Source organism: Tissierella praeacuta DSM 18095 (assembly GCF_900128955.1).
In the GTDB taxonomy this organism is placed as follows: Bacteria; Bacillota; Clostridia; order Tissierellales; family Tissierellaceae; genus Tissierella; species Tissierella praeacuta.
The window spans coordinates 3,364-21,035 of sequence record NZ_FQTY01000027.1 but is presented as its reverse complement, the minus strand read 5'-3'; the positions used below and the strand labels follow the sequence as shown (position 1 = coordinate 21,035).

At 32.4% G+C, this 17,672-nt stretch carries 19 protein-coding genes and 6 pseudogenes; 4 read left to right on the top strand and 21 right to left on the bottom strand.

The features are described from left to right. On the top strand, nucleotides 1-293 hold a 293-nt coding region (locus BUB33_RS15160), incomplete at its 5' end, for an IS66 family transposase (RefSeq protein WP_143154913.1). Between the two features lie 107 nt (nucleotides 294-400). On the opposite strand, the gene BUB33_RS15155 is transcribed toward BUB33_RS15160, so the two are convergent. The 3 genes from BUB33_RS15155 to BUB33_RS16815 form a co-directional block, all read right to left on the bottom strand. Further along, the gene (locus BUB33_RS15155) at nucleotides 401-886 is read right to left on the bottom strand and encodes an immunoglobulin-like domain-containing protein (protein WP_072977986.1); all 486 of its coding nucleotides are present in this window, start codon (nucleotides 884-886) and stop codon (nucleotides 401-403) included. A gap of 34 nt (nucleotides 887-920) precedes the next feature. Next, on the bottom strand, nucleotides 921-2,096 hold the full coding sequence (locus tag BUB33_RS15150) for a S1 family peptidase (protein ID WP_072977984.1): 1,176 nt from the start codon (nucleotides 2,094-2,096) through the stop codon (nucleotides 921-923). A gap of 238 nt (nucleotides 2,097-2,334) precedes the next feature. Next, complete coding sequence (locus BUB33_RS16815; protein ID WP_268807692.1) at nucleotides 2,335-2,466, bottom strand: hypothetical protein; 132 nt, start codon at nucleotides 2,464-2,466, stop codon at nucleotides 2,335-2,337. Between the two features lie 198 nt (nucleotides 2,467-2,664). Between BUB33_RS16815 and BUB33_RS16955 the strand changes: the two are divergent. Continuing rightward, nucleotides 2,665-2,885 (top strand): annotated as a pseudogene (locus BUB33_RS16955) (IS982 family transposase); the annotation flags it as partial. 192 nt (nucleotides 2,886-3,077) lie between these two features. Here the strand turns inward: BUB33_RS16955 and BUB33_RS15145 are convergent. The 18 genes and pseudogenes from BUB33_RS15145 to BUB33_RS16680 all read right to left on the bottom strand — a co-directional run bounded on the left by BUB33_RS15145 (nucleotide 3,078) and on the right by BUB33_RS16680 (nucleotide 13,688). Further along, on the bottom strand, nucleotides 3,078-3,686 hold the full coding sequence (locus tag BUB33_RS15145; RefSeq protein WP_072977982.1) for a hypothetical protein: 609 nt from the start codon (nucleotides 3,684-3,686) through the stop codon (nucleotides 3,078-3,080). A gap of 482 nt (nucleotides 3,687-4,168) precedes the next feature. Next, a pseudogene (locus BUB33_RS15140) lies at nucleotides 4,169-5,135 on the bottom strand (recombinase family protein); the annotation flags it as partial. A gap of 63 nt (nucleotides 5,136-5,198) precedes the next feature. Continuing rightward, nucleotides 5,199-5,396 (bottom strand): annotated as a pseudogene (locus BUB33_RS16690) (type IV secretory system conjugative DNA transfer family protein); the annotation flags it as partial. Nucleotides 5,397-5,587: 191 nt separating this feature from the next. Next, the gene (locus BUB33_RS16490) at nucleotides 5,588-5,758 is read right to left on the bottom strand and encodes a hypothetical protein (RefSeq protein ID WP_165920345.1); all 171 of its coding nucleotides are present in this window, start codon (nucleotides 5,756-5,758) and stop codon (nucleotides 5,588-5,590) included. A gap of 50 nt (nucleotides 5,759-5,808) precedes the next feature. Then, nucleotides 5,809-6,189, bottom strand: a complete 381-nt coding sequence (locus tag BUB33_RS15130; protein ID WP_072977980.1) for an SdpI family protein — start codon at nucleotides 6,187-6,189, stop codon at nucleotides 5,809-5,811. Between the two features lie 25 nt (nucleotides 6,190-6,214). Then, nucleotides 6,215-6,616, bottom strand: coding sequence for a nuclear transport factor 2 family protein (locus BUB33_RS15125; protein WP_234950077.1), 402 nt, complete (start codon nucleotides 6,614-6,616; stop codon nucleotides 6,215-6,217). Next, on the bottom strand, nucleotides 6,600-6,923 hold the full coding sequence (locus BUB33_RS15120) for a conjugal transfer protein (RefSeq protein ID WP_072977978.1): 324 nt from the start codon (nucleotides 6,921-6,923) through the stop codon (nucleotides 6,600-6,602). The genes BUB33_RS15125 and BUB33_RS15120 overlap by 17 nt, the downstream gene beginning before the upstream one ends. A 61-nt stretch (nucleotides 6,924-6,984) precedes the next feature. Then, nucleotides 6,985-8,360 (bottom strand): annotated as a pseudogene (gene mobQ, locus BUB33_RS15115) (MobQ family relaxase). 228 nt (nucleotides 8,361-8,588) lie between these two features. Then, the gene (locus BUB33_RS15110; protein WP_072977975.1) at nucleotides 8,589-8,909 is read right to left on the bottom strand and encodes a DUF3847 domain-containing protein; all 321 of its coding nucleotides are present in this window, start codon (nucleotides 8,907-8,909) and stop codon (nucleotides 8,589-8,591) included. A gap of 476 nt (nucleotides 8,910-9,385) precedes the next feature. Then, a complete protein-coding gene (locus tag BUB33_RS15105; protein ID WP_072977973.1) occupies nucleotides 9,386-9,748 on the bottom strand; it encodes a hypothetical protein in 363 nt (120 codons plus the stop codon). Then, nucleotides 9,741-9,908 carry a hypothetical protein gene (locus BUB33_RS16200; protein ID WP_159429219.1) on the bottom strand — a complete coding sequence of 56 codons (168 nt, stop codon included), beginning with the start codon at nucleotides 9,906-9,908 and terminating at the stop codon, nucleotides 9,741-9,743. The genes BUB33_RS15105 and BUB33_RS16200 overlap by 8 nt, the downstream gene beginning before the upstream one ends. A gap of 14 nt (nucleotides 9,909-9,922) precedes the next feature. Next, a complete protein-coding gene (locus tag BUB33_RS15100) occupies nucleotides 9,923-10,222 on the bottom strand; it encodes a hypothetical protein (protein ID WP_132984502.1) in 300 nt (99 codons plus the stop codon). 161 nt (nucleotides 10,223-10,383) lie between these two features. Then, on the bottom strand, nucleotides 10,384-10,617 hold the full coding sequence (locus tag BUB33_RS15095; RefSeq protein ID WP_072977969.1) for a helix-turn-helix transcriptional regulator: 234 nt from the start codon (nucleotides 10,615-10,617) through the stop codon (nucleotides 10,384-10,386). A 103-nt stretch (nucleotides 10,618-10,720) separates the two neighbouring features. Further along, the gene (locus tag BUB33_RS16485) at nucleotides 10,721-10,918 is read right to left on the bottom strand and encodes a transposase (RefSeq protein WP_072977967.1); all 198 of its coding nucleotides are present in this window, start codon (nucleotides 10,916-10,918) and stop codon (nucleotides 10,721-10,723) included. Nucleotides 10,919-10,998: 80 nt separating this feature from the next. Beyond that, nucleotides 10,999-11,471: pseudogene (locus tag BUB33_RS15085) on the bottom strand (DUF4368 domain-containing protein); the annotation flags it as partial. Between the two features lie 329 nt (nucleotides 11,472-11,800). Next, nucleotides 11,801-12,325 (bottom strand): IbrB-like domain-containing protein, encoded by a 525-nt coding sequence (locus BUB33_RS15080; RefSeq protein ID WP_234950076.1) that lies wholly within the window; start codon nucleotides 12,323-12,325, stop codon nucleotides 11,801-11,803. After that, nucleotides 12,316-13,083, bottom strand: a pseudogene (locus BUB33_RS16685) (DUF3440 domain-containing protein). Before BUB33_RS16685 ends, BUB33_RS15080 begins: the two are co-directional and overlap by 10 nt. Nucleotides 13,084-13,124: 41 nt before the next feature. Beyond that, complete coding sequence (locus tag BUB33_RS16680) at nucleotides 13,125-13,688, bottom strand: phosphoadenosine phosphosulfate reductase domain-containing protein (protein ID WP_234950075.1); 564 nt, start codon at nucleotides 13,686-13,688, stop codon at nucleotides 13,125-13,127. A 416-nt stretch (nucleotides 13,689-14,104) separates the two neighbouring features. On the opposite strand from BUB33_RS16680, the gene BUB33_RS15070 reads away from it, so the two are divergent. Then, complete coding sequence (locus tag BUB33_RS15070; RefSeq protein WP_072977965.1) at nucleotides 14,105-15,049, top strand: IS982 family transposase; 945 nt, start codon at nucleotides 14,105-14,107, stop codon at nucleotides 15,047-15,049. Between the two features lie 206 nt (nucleotides 15,050-15,255). Then, nucleotides 15,256-17,672 (top strand): transglutaminase domain-containing protein (locus BUB33_RS15065; protein ID WP_200778255.1); only part of this gene is annotated, 2,417 nt, incomplete at its 3' end.

Here is a 17,672-nt window from a genome sequence, read left to right as displayed (position 1 = left end):
CCTATTTAGAAGATGGAAACTGTGTAATCTCCAACAATATTGCAGAAAACAGCATAAGACCATTTACCATCGGTAGAAAAAATTGGACCTTCTGCCGTAGCCCTCAAGGAGCCAATGCAAGTGTATGTGTATACTCATTGGTGGAAACAGCAAAAGCCAATGGATTAAACCCCTATAAATACTTAGATTTTGTCTTATCAAGATTGCCAGGATCTGACTTTAAAACAAATCCTAAAATCTTGGATTCAATGATGCCTTGGAATGATCTAGTTCAAAAAACATGTAAAGCTTAATAAAACTATTATAGGGATATCATACCGATATCCCTATAATTATACAATACATCTATTATTAGACGCTTACTATGCTTCTATCAGATAAATACTATCGTGTTAAAATATCATTTAACATGAAAATCTACAGATAAATCATACGTCTCTTGTTCTGTATATATTGTTTTAACAATACGATATTCTCCTCCTTGGTAAAATTGAATCCCCTCTAAGCTGCAAACAAAACTTTTTTTATTACCATGATCAATATCATAGAGTATATCTTCATATGATACTGAAAGAGGTACATCTTCCCATACATTTTTATTAAAATGTTGTACTTTATAATTATAACCAACCGATATCGTATCACCACTATTATTGATAATATCAACTGTAATATCTTTCATTTCCATTGTAATAATATTTTCATAGTTATTAATCACCATCGTTACATCATCAACAGAAATATTTTGTTCACTATCAACCTGTTTCATACTATTACTTTTTTCATTATTTATTTCTTGCAAAATTTCACTCCCTGAATCATTCCTTTGTTGGCAACCACTACAGTAAATCACACATACAATAAATAAGACAATTATTCTTTTCACAGATGTTTCCCTCCATCTTAAGAAATGTAACCTTTTAATATCTAGTAGTACCTAATGCTGAATTGATTTCATTTGCTTTAATAAAGTGAGCATAGCCATCATGCCTTCCCTTGTGTATACCCAAAGTTAATCTTGCACCAGTTGAACTAATATATGAATATACAACTCCACCACTATCACCGCTGTCTGAAGTATAATCTGCAGATGTTAAATTAGTAAATGTAACACCGTTAATAGTCCATGTGGCATTAGTAGAAATTACTTTACCTGATGTTGCACCTGTTTTCATTCCTCTCTTATTAATGACTGTTCCAACGCCTGGCTCACTTATAGTTCTCGATAATACATTACTTGTACCATCGATAGTATTACTTGGCGTATAATTACTATTTGTCACTTCAATAAAAGCAGCGTCTACCGCTCCAGAATATACACTTTTTTTACATGTGCCAAAGGTTGTCCCTGAATGCGATATAGAATCACCACTAGAAGCAAAGTGAGCTGCTGTTACAATTCCTACTACATTGTTTCTTTTCACACGATACCCAATTGATGCACTTGAACCGCTTTTACTTATTTTGGCTCCTGGTTTAAGACTTACGTCTTCAATATCTTCCCCTTTTGATTGAGCAAAGCTAATCATCTCGTCATCCGTTACTTTTCGCTTAAACTCTGCTATATTCTCATCTGTCAACTCATCAAATTCGACAATAATCCGATTTGATGAATCCGAAAGCTTGAAATAATTAAATTTATTTGCAAAGTCATCTTCTCCATTTAGTTTAAATTCATTGATACGATTCATAGTATTAGTTAACTCAACATATGAGTATTGACACGGCTTAATGATAATATCTGAATCAATCTCATATATTTGTTTTTCCAAATTTTCCGAAACAGATTTTAAATACACAACTAAATTCCCATCATCATCTGTATAGGCTCCTCCATATTCTTCGGAAAGAAAATTATTCTTTCTTGCATTTGTATTAACAATTTTTTCCTGCAATTTTGTGTAATTTTCTAATGCTTTGCTCTGTTTCACCAAATATGTCTCATCGTATTTCTGCAAACTTTCTTTTTCTTCCACCGATAAACCACTCAATATCTCATCTGGAGTATTATCTGCATATGCTGTTATAGCAAGTCCCATAAGTAACGTAAAGCCTAATAAAAGAGCCACTAATGGTTTCCATTTTAAATTGTTCATAAAGTTGCCTCCTTTTCTATCATTCCCATAAACATAAAATACAAAAGTTATCTTTTTATTCCCATAGCTAAATCAAATGAACAGAAACAAACAATTGCCCTCACAAAGAATGATATCTATGTTCCGAAAAAATTAAAAATTCAAAGAAAGGGATTTTAAAATAATTTTCTCACTCTTGTAAAAAATATTTCCTGAATCACAGAATCTACTTACAGTACATTAATATTTAAATATCTCGTTAATTATATTGCTTTTTCTTTCCATAAGTTAATCTACTTGAGTAGCATTGAATTCCTAATCTACACAAATAACCTTTCTTTTTACTATCCTCATATTTATCAGTGGTATAAGCCATCAATATATTATCCATTGGTATCACATCCTTTCATTTTATAGAACTTTTTCTTCTCTTATCTAAATAACGTTTGAAAGAATATTTTCCCTACAAGATTTTTAAAAGTTCCTTAAATCTTTTTTAAAATTCACCAATTTCTTTACTTATTAATTGCAAATATTAACATATTGTTTTTACTATTTTTGAGGAACTTTGAATTTTCTTTTGTAGAACTGGCTTTGTCAACATATTTTCAAACTCAGAATAGGAGTTTAAACCACTTTTTCACAATTATCTGGGCAACTAAATATCAATAAGATTCAACTAAATCTTTATTGGATCTTGTTACAAGACTTAAAACAAAGATTTTAACCCATAATCTTTGTTATAGTATCAATCATATGCTGGGGAATGACATAAATCTAGGATACATTAAAGAACTCATATTCGGATAATATTTCTAAGTTATTTTCTTAAGAGATATCTTTTTTCAAAAACTAATTGGCAAATTTATCTAATCTCAAATTTACTAGCAAAACAAATTAATAAAAATAAAAATTATACCCATTTTAAATACCCTCTTCATATTTAACATATGTTTAGCTACGAAGAATTATCATTACTGCGTTTAATATAAAAAATATTAATTAATCTTTAGCAAGTTCTTCAAGTTCAAATTTTAATTCCTCAGGAAGTTTTACTTTAATATATTCAAGTTTACCAGTTGGTTCAAGCCCTGTTTCAGATTTAGACATTATCCCTTTAGGAATTATCATATTACCATCTTCTAATAAAATGAGTGTCCTAAGATAAGCATTCTCTAAAGAAACGACTGATTCTGTTTTTGAGTCTTCAATTAAATCAATCCTAACAATAACATCTTCTTCAAAGGAGTCAACATATACACCCTCAAGTTCTCTAAGCTGATTGAATATATCTTCGATAGTAATTTTATTTTCGATTTTTCTCCCTGAATTTATAGTATCCAATAATTTATTTTGAATTTCTTCAGCCTTTTTCATATCTTCTTCAGACATTTTTGTAGAGTCATCATATTTTTCATTGCATGATTTGATAAAATCCTTTGTTTTATCTTCTATTTTATTTAATGCCATGAGTTGATTGTTACTGTGTATTATTATTTCGTCTGGTGTAATTAAAAATTCTAAACTTACATTGTTTGATGTGCACGATACCAAAATTAACCCAAAACATAAAATTAGACACATAGTTAATAAAAACTTTTTTATCTTCATATAATTCACCCCTAACTAAGATTCCGATATCACATTTTACTACCAATTGTTCATCTATAATATATAATTCCCCTATCAATATATCAATCAAATCTAACTATTTCCTCCCCAAATATCCCCGATTATCCAATGTCATCTGTCAAACTCCCTATTATTCCTTGTCTAAACCACAATGCATCATCAGAATTGCTGCTTCAACGTGCCTTGGTGCTGTAATAATAATGATCATTGATCCTAGTATCAGAGTATATTTCAGAAAAGTTGCTATGAATGCAACTTTTTAAACCATTACTATCTGTCTACTATCTACAAATTTAGCTCTGCCTGTCACCATAAATTCTATGGCAATTTTGCGCTCACTTTCTACTTTACAATTTGTATAAGGTAATATGTTTATTTTACATTTATATCTTCTTTATTTTCCTTTAGCTTTTGCAGATTTTTCTACCCATCTTCCCAAATTCGAATAACCATCGTCTAAACGGGTGTGATGTTGTTCCATATTTGGGACTTCTTCTTACTGTTTTTCTAAGCCTTTGAGCGTTATTCCATGTTTCTTCATCAATGATAGCTTCGTGGGTATTTTTGAAGATAATTAGCTCGTCATCTTTCGCTTTTCTTCTTTTCTTAGTTTTGTAATCTACGCAAATTGTTTTTCCTAATACAGTATGTCCCATATATTCCTGTTTTTCTAAAATATATCCTACTGTTGTCGGTGTCCAAAAGGTTGGGTCTTCAAGTCCTCTTTTCTTGGAACTATGGTTATTTTCGGGATAATGTATATCTGCATAGGCTGATGGAATAAGGACTTTATCTTTGGTTAGTATGTCGGCTATTTGTGTTACTCCATATTCCTCTATTACAAAGCTATAAATTCGTTTTACGACCTTTGCACTCTCTTTATCAACAAGTAACTGTTGCTTGTTGTTTGGGTTTCTGTAATAGCCATATGGAACGCTTGGAGATACTCTTTTCCCCTGTTCCATTCTCGCTCTGAAGATAGATTGTATCTTTCTTGATGTATCTCTTGCATACCATTCGTTCATAATGTTTAGAAATGGTGTAAAGTCGCTTTCCGCTTTGTTGTTGCTGTCTATTCCGTTGTTAATGGCTATGAACTTTACTCCCTTTTCTTTGAAAAGTATCTCAGTGTAAAACCCTACTTTGAGATAATCTCTTCCGAACCTACTCATATCTTTGACTATAACAGTAGAAATTTTATCTTCTTCCACTGCTTTTATCATTTTTTGAAATCCCTCTCGCTCAAAGGTTGTTCCGCTTACTCCGTCATCAGTGTAGTGGCAGATATTTAGAAATCCATTTCGCTTTGCATAGCTTTCTAAAAGCTCTTTCTGATTGATTATAGAGTTGCTTTCTCCTTTGAAGTTCATCATCACGACTTAAACACTCATAAAGGGCTGTTTGACCTGTTCTAAGGCTCATTTCCATAGCTTGTCCGCCTCCTTTCCTAAATATTTTTAGAAAATAATTTCTCTGTCCTTATTAGGTTAATCCCTTTGGATCAGTAACCACATAAGAGCTAAGGCATTGCATTAAGTTAGGCTTTAGCCAAAATCTTGTTTTACCTGAACCTGAACCACCCACTATTAGCACATTTTTATTTCGTGAATTCTTTGGATTTTTAGGGCGGTTCGACATCATCAACTTCTCTGTCTGGGTTAGTATCACATTATTTTGGAATACGGGGTCTGAAAAAGAGCGAATATTCTCAGCATTATCCCAGGAAGCGTTTTGTCAAGTATCTTTTTTGATTTATTGACGCTTTTTCTTTTGACCTCATTTCCATTTTGAGCAAAGAAAAAAACAGTAAATCTTTTTAATTTACTGTTCCTGTGTTATTTTTATTAAATCGTTTGTGCGATAAACTGGAAGTTGTAGTTCTACATTAATTCTAAAATACCTAAAAGTATACTTGAAATGCCTAACATTACAACTCCACCAAGTTCAAGCAAATTTTCTATATTTTTTTCTTTTTTATACTGTTTGATAAATTTTGGAATCATTAAAACTAAACCTGCTCCAAATAGTAAATATCCAATTCCTTTTAGCATCATATCCCCTCCTACAAACTCAAATTGTTATATCTAATAAAACTAGGTCATCACATCTTATTATACTTATCTCCATTGTCATCAAAATTCTTCTTTAAAGCTTTTTCCGTACATACCATCACTACCGCAAAGCTCACCATTTGAAACAAGGTAATAACAAGTCCTACCCATCCAATCATATCCGTTGATTTATTTATGATAAAAGGCATAATTGCAACAGCTACAATTATTGTGGGAAAAAATAGCTGTAGTGAAATTTTCGAACAATACTTTTGTGCAAAATTCCATGTATCTTGATTTTTCATAGACCGTACTGTCCTATATCCACATGCATTATTAATTTTTTTGAATTTGGGACATAAATACCCTGTTAATAATAATGCAGCTGGTATTAATAGCGTTACTATGAACATAAAAATCCAAAATCCCATGAACTACACCTCCGCAAATTCCAATTTACCTAATTCGTTTTCCAATTTTCATTTTTCTACGCCATTCCGGTGCCAATCCATCATCAGACCAATATTCCTCCATATCAATAATCAAGTTATCTTCAAGATGAATAAAACTTACTACATGAAAAGACGCACTATTATCCAATAGAAAAACACGACAAGCTAAAATAATAGTATCTTCTTTTTCTTCAATTCTCTCTATTTCCCCGTTCCAATTTCCCGGATATTCACAGTTTGCCTTTATATACTCATCTAAAGTAAAAAGCTCATTGGTACAATGCCATTTTATAACAGCGTTTTTATGAAAAAATTTTCTAAGTTCTTCTTCATTTTGTGATAAAACTGCTTTGAAAAATCTATCTATATCCATTGTTATCACCTCAAAATCAATTTGCTTTTTCATCTCTAAACAATGGAGTTTCACTCTCTTTATAAGGATTATAGTTATTGCAATTACAGCCAAACTCTTTTAGAATTTTTATTTTATTATCGTCTGTCCAGACAATCAAAGAGATACCATCGAACTCTTCAACTTTTCCTCTTGTATTCCACTCATTAAACCAGTGCTTTACTGTTTGACGATTTTCATACATAGGACACCAACTCTCAATATAAATTACATCATCTAAAAAAATATCATCTATCCCTAAGTCCTGTTGTGTGAGCCACATATCAAACCATAAACGAATGATTTTTTCTCTTTCATTCATAAATTTAAGCACCTCCAAAACCATATATTTATTAAATATTATATCATTTTTACACCATTTCTCACAGTCCCAAATCTTGACTCTTGTTCCGTGTTAGTTCCTTTGAGTATTTTTGTAACTGCTCTATACAGGTTTTAACTTTTTCTGCCTGTTCAACTTCTTCTCGTATATCTACAATTTTTGAATACAGATTTTCTTTTTCTTTCTTCAGGGTTATTACTTCCGATTTCCATTTGGATATATTTAAGGTCTTGCTTTCTCCTAAATGTTCTTTCAGATATTTCATTGCACTCTAAAATAATCTCTGCCGTATGCTCATTATAGAAATTATCTTGTTTGTTTTTCTTTAGCTTGGTATAGGCTTTGTAAGTGTCTTTATGCTTCAAATATTTCTCGGCTTGGTCAATGAGTTCTGTTTTATCACTTGTTTTCTTTTCGGTATCTTTTATAGCTCTTGTGGTCTTATATTTCTTATCTCTCAAGGTAACTATACTTTCTTTCAGTTCAGATAAAGAAGTTATGTTTTTCTCTTTGAGTAGCTGATAGCTTTCAATATATTTTTCTACGTCCGAATTATTGTTATCTGGATTTTTACGGATAAGATTTTCTTTTGGTGGGAGGGTAGACTTTATATTTTCGTTTTCAGATTTTTCCTCTTTTCCAATTCCTCTTATCCAATTTAGCAAGGCTTTTATTCGTCTTACGATTTCTCTTAATATCTTGTTCTGATGTCTGAGTTCTCGGTTAATATTTCCTCTGTCGGTAGCTATGCCTTTCTTTTCCATTTGACTTGCTGATACGCCCATGTGGATAGTCGGTATTTGTTCTATGCCTTGTCTTTGATAGGAACGGTGGTCAACTTTTTCTTGTATTCTGTTTTCTTCAAGATATTTATTTGTAATGTCTGCCCACGCTTTTCGCCACTCTTCCGCTTTATCTTGTTCGTTCCAATCCACTGTATTTATTTTTCTTGTTTTGTAATTGCCATTTTTAAGTTTTATCTTCGCTTAATGGTCGCATGGTTAATAGTATATGTGCGTGTGGGTTTCCGTCTTTTTTATCGTGTAATGCAATATCGGCACACATACCAACTTTTACAAAATTTTCTTTTACATACTCTCTTACAAGCTCTACCTGTTTTTCTCGATTTAATTCTTTGGGTAGGGCAATTTCTATTTCTCTTGCAAGTTGTGAATTTTTACTTTTTTCTATTTTCTCCACACTGTTCCATAGTATTCCTCTGTCAGAAAATTCCTGAGGTGCATTTTGTGGTAATAGGATTTCTGTATGGGCTATTCCGCCCTTTCTTGTAAAGTCATGGACTACTCCGTCATACTCGTTTTTTATCTTTTCTCCACCACGATAGGCGGAAGCTGCTACTGCACTTTTGCCTTTACCTCTTGAGATGATTTTTATGCAAAGATGATATATCTCCATAGCTAAAAACCTCCTCTCTTTTTCTAATATGGGTATGGTGGCGATAGATAATACTTCCTAAAGAAATCGGATAGCTTTCTTATCCGATTTCTTTTGGGAAGTACACAAGGGGTAGGAAATTTATTTCCGTAGGGGAGTGTAGCTCCCCTGTATCAGCGTTAGCTGATATGCCTTCGGAGAACGCACACACCCTTTAGGGTGTATAAGTGCGCCCTTGTAAACAAGGGACTATTCCTCTATGTCCGTTTCTTCCTCTTGCATTTCTGTATTTTGGTTTTCGATTTCTTCTCGCTTGTCTATAATTTTTAGGATTTTTTGATTGACTGCTTCTTTAATATTCGGGAATGTAATTAACTGATAAAATTCATCTTTTGTGAAATCCTTGCTTTCAGAAAAAATACTTTCAAAGACTGCTCCTTTTTCATAAATGCGTCTATCTCTTTTCTTTCTCTCCTGTAACTTCTGTTCGCTTAACAGTTTCTTTCTTTTGTTTCGTAACTGCTTGATTTCTTCTTCTTCCATTAAAATTTTTTCTTCTATATTTTTCATTTTTTGTTTTCCTCTCTTCATTTTCAATAAAAAAGGTTGAGTATCTTTTGATACCCAACCTTTTTTTACTCTATGAATTTCGCTTTCTTTTTTTAATATTTAAAATCCATTTTCTTTCAAAATTATTTATTCCGAAATTAATTCCTCTATTTCTGCCATTGATATGCTGTTTCTTTGTATTCCTGGATCATTTTTTCCTTTATACAAAATATAATAAATTGTACTTTCATATGTCACAGATGGTGCGTATGCCACACCTTTATAAACACATTCGTTAAACCACTCTTTTTCATAAAATGGTAATCCATATTATCGGTATCTTTTCTGACGCATATTACCCTAAAGTATTTATCTGGAAGTGATGTAGGTTTAGTGGTTGTCTTATAACCCCAATACCCCAAAGAATACAAGTCTGTTAATACATCATCCGCTATACTTGAAATTGATTTAGACACATCATAATAACTGTTTCCAGTTCATCCATCAGGTTGTCTCCAGCTTGTCAAACCTATCGAATATGCATAGCAATTATAGTTTTCATAATTTGAATTCCAAGTACCTAAAGATGTGCTATCTTTCAAAGAATATCTGGATAAATAACTCATTTGAGGATAAATCGTCGAAAAATCTTTTTCTTTAAGTAATCCTTTTTTTATGAGAGATGCTTCAAGATTTTTCAGCATTTCATTCGATGGCATATAATTAAAGTTTGGCACACTTGTATCCAGTTCCCCTTTTAATAACAATGGTGTATACTTGTATACAAAGTTCTCCGCTACATCTCTATGAGTATCATAATATATCGGCAAGGTCAATTCATCATTTTCAAGTTCAGCCAAAAGTTCTTTCTGATTTATTCATCAATAAAATTTTTTCAGGTGATAACTCAAACTCATCAGCATGACTCAAAGTCTGTGGCAAAACCATGGCGGCAAATAAAACAAATGCTAACACGCACAAATATTTTTTTATTTTCTCCAACATTTCTTTATTCCTCATTCATTTTTGATTCATCATCTATGTTTTTCTAGTAACAATTCATATACTCTTTTCACTTCTTTTGCGAATCGAAAATACATTGAATGAGAACGATTTGAAATTCCTTGTATCAATAAATCAAAATCTGTTTTTAATATTTTTGCTATTTCTTCTTCAGTTAAATATTCTTCTAATTCATCATCCACTTCCAAACCATTCTCAATAAACACTTCATACAACTTTTTTTCTGATAAACCTTTTAGTTCATAATACGTATAGGCATTCATAGGTTTATTTGTTATTATTTTGCAAAACAAAATAAATAAGCAAAACATTAACAAAATTATCAAAAAAAATTTTTCATCCCTTTCAACACCTCTCCTCGCTTTATAGTAATATCGTAAAATTATCTCCGTTCTTATACCTCTGAGGATTTATATTTTTCATACAAACTGCACCTCCTGGTAATATATTTTAATCAAGAATATCTTACTAATTAACAATTACAATTCTTGCAGGAATATGTTTCTTTCCCGTCTAAATCAAATACTCGATAGATACATACTCCTAACTTTGTGGCTATGGCATTTGCCACTTTTAATGATGGTGGCTCCGACTCTCCGTTTTTTTCTATCAGACTTATATACTGTCTGGTTATATCCAATCCATCAACCAATTCTTGTTGCGTTATTTTTTTCTCTTTCCGTATTTCTTTAATTCTATTTTTCATATCATAAACACTCTCATTTCATTTTCTTAGAGTATACCACTTTAGTAATATAATTGTAAGTATTTGTTGCTTATTTATTTGAGACTTTTGGACGATTTTTATATTATTTGTTCTGTTCCAAGTGTATTACCTTTATCAGCTTATCTTGAAATGTGTCCTTGCTGTTGAGGTCAAAAAATATCTCGGTTACAAAGGTCTTTCCTTTAATCTTTTTTATCATAGTAGCGTTCGGCTTTCGGGGTGTAGTCTGCTCTTTGGTAGTCTGTGTTTCATTGGTATGTTCTTCTGTTCTTTCTGTCATTCAATTCCTCCTTTTCACTTGCACAAAAAAAGATTTCCTGTTATTAGGAAACCTCTTTTACTGTTGATTTGCATTCAGTTTTAGGTTGTAGCTTTTAGCTTCTTTCTTGCTCTGTATTCCCTTGCTTTTATTCGTTCATACTCACGGAATTTTTCAAGATTTTTGGCTCGGTATTCTTTGGAATATGCCCTATGATAAGCTCGTGATTTTTCTTTCTTTGCTTCTTCGATTTCTTCCCTCATCTGTATCATTTCTTGTTCTGTTGGCTCTATCTGTTTTGTGAGTTCGTTTTCAAATCTTCCGATATAGTTGAAATATACTTCTATACGCTGAATGGCATATTTTGCCCTTTTTACATCTCGCTCATCACAACAATTTTATTGATAAACTCATTGATGGCGGTAAGGGTAATCTCTCCAAAGTCGCAATAGCTTTCTGCCAGTTTGATAAAATTCTTTGCTCTTTGGTTTGCGTTCTCAATTTCGGATAAGCGTTCCTCTATTTCTTCCTGTTCAGCTTTTAAGCTGTAATATTCCTCTGCATACTTTTTAGCAGTTCTCCAATTGATATTATATGTTCTTGATATTTCTGAAATTGATATCCCCTTAAGATAATCATTTCTTATGTCCATCCAAAGTTCTCCTCTCATATCTACACAACTATTATTTTTTATTCTTTAGGTAGTGTTCTCTCTTTGATTAAGAACTCTGCACTTTCTGATTACCCTTTCTCTGTATTTTATCATTGACTTTCACAGCCAGTCTTTTTGTCTTGCCCTTTTAGACCTACTTCGGTGTCTGCGATTTTCTCAATTCGCTATTGAATTTTTATTTGCAGATTTTCATCTATTAGTTATTATTTAGTTTTTTTCATTAAAGGCTGTCACTCCTCCACAGGAACCCATGCCTTCTCAAATTTTGTATCTTTAAACAATTCTGTGAGTCCTGTAATTTGTTTTAATCTTAGAATTTCATCCCGATCCATTTCTAAATGTTTTGATATCCACTTGTCACTTCTTCCAATTTCATGGAGTTCTCTTACTATGTTACTCATTAAGTCTACATAATGAGAGCCTCTAGCTCTATTATGACGAATAGTGCTTGCCATCCTTTGATCCAATGGCTTATAAATTATTGTAACTGGCAATAATCCATTTTCTCTTTGATAAATATCCTTGTGCTCTAGCACAATACGATATCTATGAAATCCATCTACGATAACATATTTATCTTTTGATGCTATATAGTAACACTCAATCGGTTTCGTATATCCATCTTCTTTGATGCTATCGTATAGCAGTGCCATTTCAGGAGGTGCAACGGCATTGGGGTTATATGTATTAGCAACAATTTTTTCTATCGGTACTGCTTTTATTTCATAAACAGGGCTTTTACTAGTCATGTCCATTCTTGCACTCCTCTATATTTTTTTCTAATTAAATCAACTCTATTCTGCTGTTGACGTGTTAGTCCGAGTCCCATCGTTCTACATAAATGATCATTTTTTAAAATAGAATAACACATCCTTTTCCAGGAAGGAATGTCCTTAGTACTTTTTATATCGCCTGTATGATCTGGTATTTTTTGCAAAAATATTACTGTTGACTTTTTATCTAGAGTATAATTTGATATACCATTTCAACTTATTTTATACCCTTTATCAAGTAATTCTTGAATGGATTCTTCTGATAACCCACCACCAACATTATGCCAAAATTCAATCGAAGTCCTAAACTTTTTCATATAATTATTTCGCATTCTAGTGAGCAATGTATCTAACAAAAATTTTGTATAGGATTCCCAAGTATGTCCAAGTGGGAGCGCAATATGGCGATATTCCATTGCCTTACTTTTTCCATATATCGCAGCAAAATTGGCTCCTTCTACACGTCCTAATAATTTGGTTCAAGTCTCAGGTTCCAATACCCGGTATAGATTTAGTGAGTCTTTTGCATATTCGTTAAAGTGAGAAGCAAGTCTCATTTGACTTGGTGTTAAACCTGCTCTATAATACATATCATATAACTTGTTATATGAATAGCCGAATTTATAATATGCAGTCCAAACATCTGATGTTGACCAGTCATACATAGGGGAAGCAGTCCACACATCTTTAAACTGCTTTGAAATCCAGCATTGGTTTTTATAACCATATTTTTTATTCAAGAATCCGCTGTATCTTTGCAATGACTCATCTGCACGAACGCCTAATAAGCAAACAGTTTTTTGTTGTCATGCGTTTCCTTATACCATCGACCAAATTGCTTTGCTAAATCTTCTTGAAGCATTCGATAGCGATATGTATATATTGGGTTATCATCTAGATTTATTAAATAAGGTTTATTAGGAAGGTTACTTATCCATAATTCTTTTTGTTTATCATTCCATGGATACCAATGTATTTGATAATTACTCAACGCTGTTCGAACAGCCATTGGCAAACATACCCAGTATGGCTCAATTTCATTTATGTATTGTTCAAAGATATTTTCTACGCACTCAGTTGTTACTTTATACTGAGCTTCGAAATCTTGATGAAATACACCTATTGTTTTGGGTATCTTATTATCTCTTTTGTATTTCATCAACATATGAAGTAGCAATCCACTGTCTTTGCCACAACTGAAAGATACGTATATATTATCAAATTCTTGAAAAATGAAGTCTAATCGTTTCTGAAAAGCTTCATATACATTTATGTCTTCATATTTCCGTTGCATAGTTTTCCCTTCCTTGTATTGCTCAAAGTGGTAGTGTAATCCTAGAATCAAGCACCTTTATCATCTTAGCCAAACACGGAGTGTGTTGCTTTATACATTGTATAAGTAAACTCCTTTAAAAAATCGTGAAACAAAAGGCCAGTTGCACAAAACAGCACAGATTACTGTTAGCGTGCAACTGGCTGACTTTCTTATAAACTTTAGAATGAGAAAGAGAGGAGTCCTAATATTTGAAATTAATATATACAACTAAAAATGATATAATATTTCGAAAAGGTACACCTTATAAGCAATCAACTTTACACCTACAAAATAGTTAAAATTGCTTGAAATTTGTATAAATTTATAGTATTATTTATAATAAATTAACTTGTTGTGCTAGTTAAAAATTACAAATATAAAAACTCCAGCAATTATGTTAACCTATCATTAATAACACCCATGAAATTAAGACAGGAGGATAACATATGCTAGAGTTTTCTAATAAATATTTTATCAAAGAAGTTACTGATTTAAAAGACTTTATTACAGTCGTTTATATCCTAATTGATGATATTTACCAAGAAATTACTCCAACATACATTAAAGAACGCCGCAATATCAAGGATGCTATCCTAAGTGATAGTGAAATAATTACCATTAGCATCGTTGGTGAATTACTCACCATTGATTCAGAAAAAGCTTGGTTAGGGTTCAGCAATAAAAATCTAAGGAATTTGTTTCCAAGATTCTGTAGTAGAACTAGATTTAACAGAACTCGTAGGGCTTTACACTTAGTCATTGATGAAATTCGTAAGGAACTTACTAAAATTCTGGGATACCGGGATAAATCAGTTAGAATTGTAGATAGCACTCCTATTCCTGTATGCAAGTTTGATAGGGCACATTTTCATAAAATCTTTAAGGTGGATGCAACTTATGGGTATTGTGCCTCCAAAAAAGAAACTTACTATGGATTTAAACTACATGTTCTTGCTACAGTTGATGGTTATGTTACAGATTTCGTCCTTACTCCAGCTAATATTGATGATAGAGAGGCTGTATGGGAGCTGGTTGAAACCTATGAACATATAACTATTTTAGGAGATAAGGGGTATGCCAATAAGCACTTATCTCCAGATTTAGAGACTGAAAAAGAAATTCAGCTGCTATTTATGAAAAGAGATAATGCTAAAAATCCTCATCCGAAATGGCTTCGTCAACATATCTTTAAGCTTAGGAGACGAATTGAAACCACTTTTTCACAACTAGCTACGCAGCTAAATATCAACAAGGTTCTAACCAAATCTATGCTGGGTCTTATTGCAAGACTTAGAACAAAGATTTTAGCCCATAATCTCTGTTACAGCATCAATCATATGTTAGGAAATAACATAAATCTAGGACACATTAAAGAACTCATATTTGGATAATATTTCCGAGCTGTTTTCTTAGGAGGTATCTTTCTTTCAAAAAAGTAATTGGTAAATTCATACAATATCAAATTTACTAGCACATTAGATTAATTTAGTATATTTTTTTTCATTTATTATAAGTCGAAAAGATGTACTATGCACCATTGAAAACAAATATCACAAAATAATATTTATCTAGGAGGTTAAGGAAGAAGCGAATGCTAATGAAAAAAGAGATAAAGTTAAGAAGATCAATTGGTACAATCATAAGAGATATGCTTTGTGGATTATTGGTATTTTCAATATTGTTCCAGATAGCTATAATACCAACATTTGCATTAGATACAGAACATCCCAATCAAATAATAACTGCAGAAGAATCAATCATTGACACTACTCATCAGTATGACTCATCACTGCCGAATTCAACTGAAAATTTGCCAGAGGAAACTCAAAATATTGATTCTAATGGTATTCTTGAAACAGAAAATCAAGTAGTTACTTCCCAGGATATTCTTGAAACAACAACAACGAAAGATTCTATAACAGAAGCTTCCGAAACAAAGATTAAAGAATCTGAATTTCTTATAGAAACACAAGTAGAGACAGAAAGACAAGAATTTTCAGAAGATAAAAAATTAGAGGAGGTTTCAAATACAGATGGCATCGTAGAAGATCCTACAAACACAATTAAAGACGATGAATTACAAGATTTACATAGAAGAATTCAAAATCTTTCAGCACCAACTGAAGATGAGTCTGAAGATTTTACACTCAATGAGAAAGACATAAAACTGGATATTGGAAAGGAATTTCAGTTTCAGCTTGCAGATACGAATGGGACAAAAATAGATGGTGTAGAATGGTTTTGCAGAACAATATACCCTTATGATAGACTATATTCATCAGAACAGATTCAACAAGAGAACTGCTGCAGTATTAATTCTGATGGCATTATTAAAGCAAACAAAAGTGGATTTTTAGAGGTTTGGGCCAAGTATAAAAATTATTTATATATGTGTAAGGTCACAGTTCGCACTAAAGCTCAAACATTTGATGAAAATGCCAATATACAAACCGAACGAAAAGCCGAAGAAATTGCACAAAATATGTTGCATCTCAATGATGTCGATAAAGTCTTAGCAGCACATGACTACTTAGTTGACAATGTACAATATGACCACAGCTATTTGCGAAAGGGTGCTTATGGTGCTTTGATAGATGGTAAAGCAGTTTGCATGGGCTATGCACAGGCATTTCAAAAACTAATGGAGAAACTTAATGTAGAAAGTAGTGTAGTAGTAGGCAATGCTGCTGGACAAGCTCATGCGTGGAATCGAGTAAAGTTATACGGAAAATGGTATTATTTAGATGTTACTTTTGATGATCAACCAAGAAAACCTCTAATAAGCTATAAGTATTTTTTGATTGACCGTGACACTTTAGGTAAGGATCATAGTGACTGGTATTTTCCTCAGGAAGAGCAAACAGGTGGTTTAGAATATAGATATTATCCATATAAAAAGATGGGAATTATAGCAGAAAATCAGGAGCAGTTGGAAAATGTTTTTAAAAGTCAATTAAATTCAAACAACTTTAAAAATATGTTCGTATATGTACTAGTTCATAAAAATATTGACCAACTAACTGTAAAAAGAAAATTAGAGTCACTGGTCGGTGTCGGTACTTCGGTATACGAAGAGTCTAGTTGGAAAGAAACCATAAATGACTATACTTTATACTATTACCAGGTAAATAATATACCTACACATAGTGCAAAAAAAGTAAAATTTGTAAATGTATTATCAGGTAATAGTGATAAGGAGACCACTTCTAAGTTAGTGTTGACTTTTGATAAAAATATAGACAATCTTTCCGTTAATGATATAGTAATAAAAGGTGTCGATAAGAGGGATCTGAAACAGATAAAAGAAGGAATTTATGAGTTATCGATTTCTAATATCTCGATTCCAATAGGTTCAGAGATTATAGTACAAGTAAATAAAAGAGGCTTCGAAATTTCACCCAACACACATAGTGTTCGTTTGAACATTGTAAAAGAATCCGCTCCGGCAGCAGTATTTAAGGCTATAGACGATAGGGTTGGACTGTTGGAAAATATTGAGGTTGGTATGAAATATACTGTAGGAGATGGCGTTTGGCACAAAATAACTTCTACAGAACCGGTACGGGTTAAAACAATTTATCAACGCCCAATTTCGATAATTAAAACAAGCAGCGATGCTTCCAGAATGGATTCGGATCCTCAAATAATCAGGTTGAAAAATCAAAACGAACCAACATGGGTAAAGGCTGTATCTTGTACTGGAAAGAATCAGAATGGTAAAATTATTCATGTAAGCATACAGATGGAATATCAGCGGAAAGATGATACTGTATGGACATCATGCACAGGTCGAGAAATAACAGGGCTTGCTAGCGGAGAATATTATGTACGATATAAAGCAAGCGGTTCTTCTTTAGCATCTCCATTTACTACAGTCCATATAGATGTTTCACCCATAGATAGTACTCCTGATGGTGATGTAGTCAAACCTGACATCTCTGACAAAGATGTGGTCCCACCTCCTGTTCCTAATGTGGAACCCACTGACAACGGAGGTTCTACTGGCAACGGAGG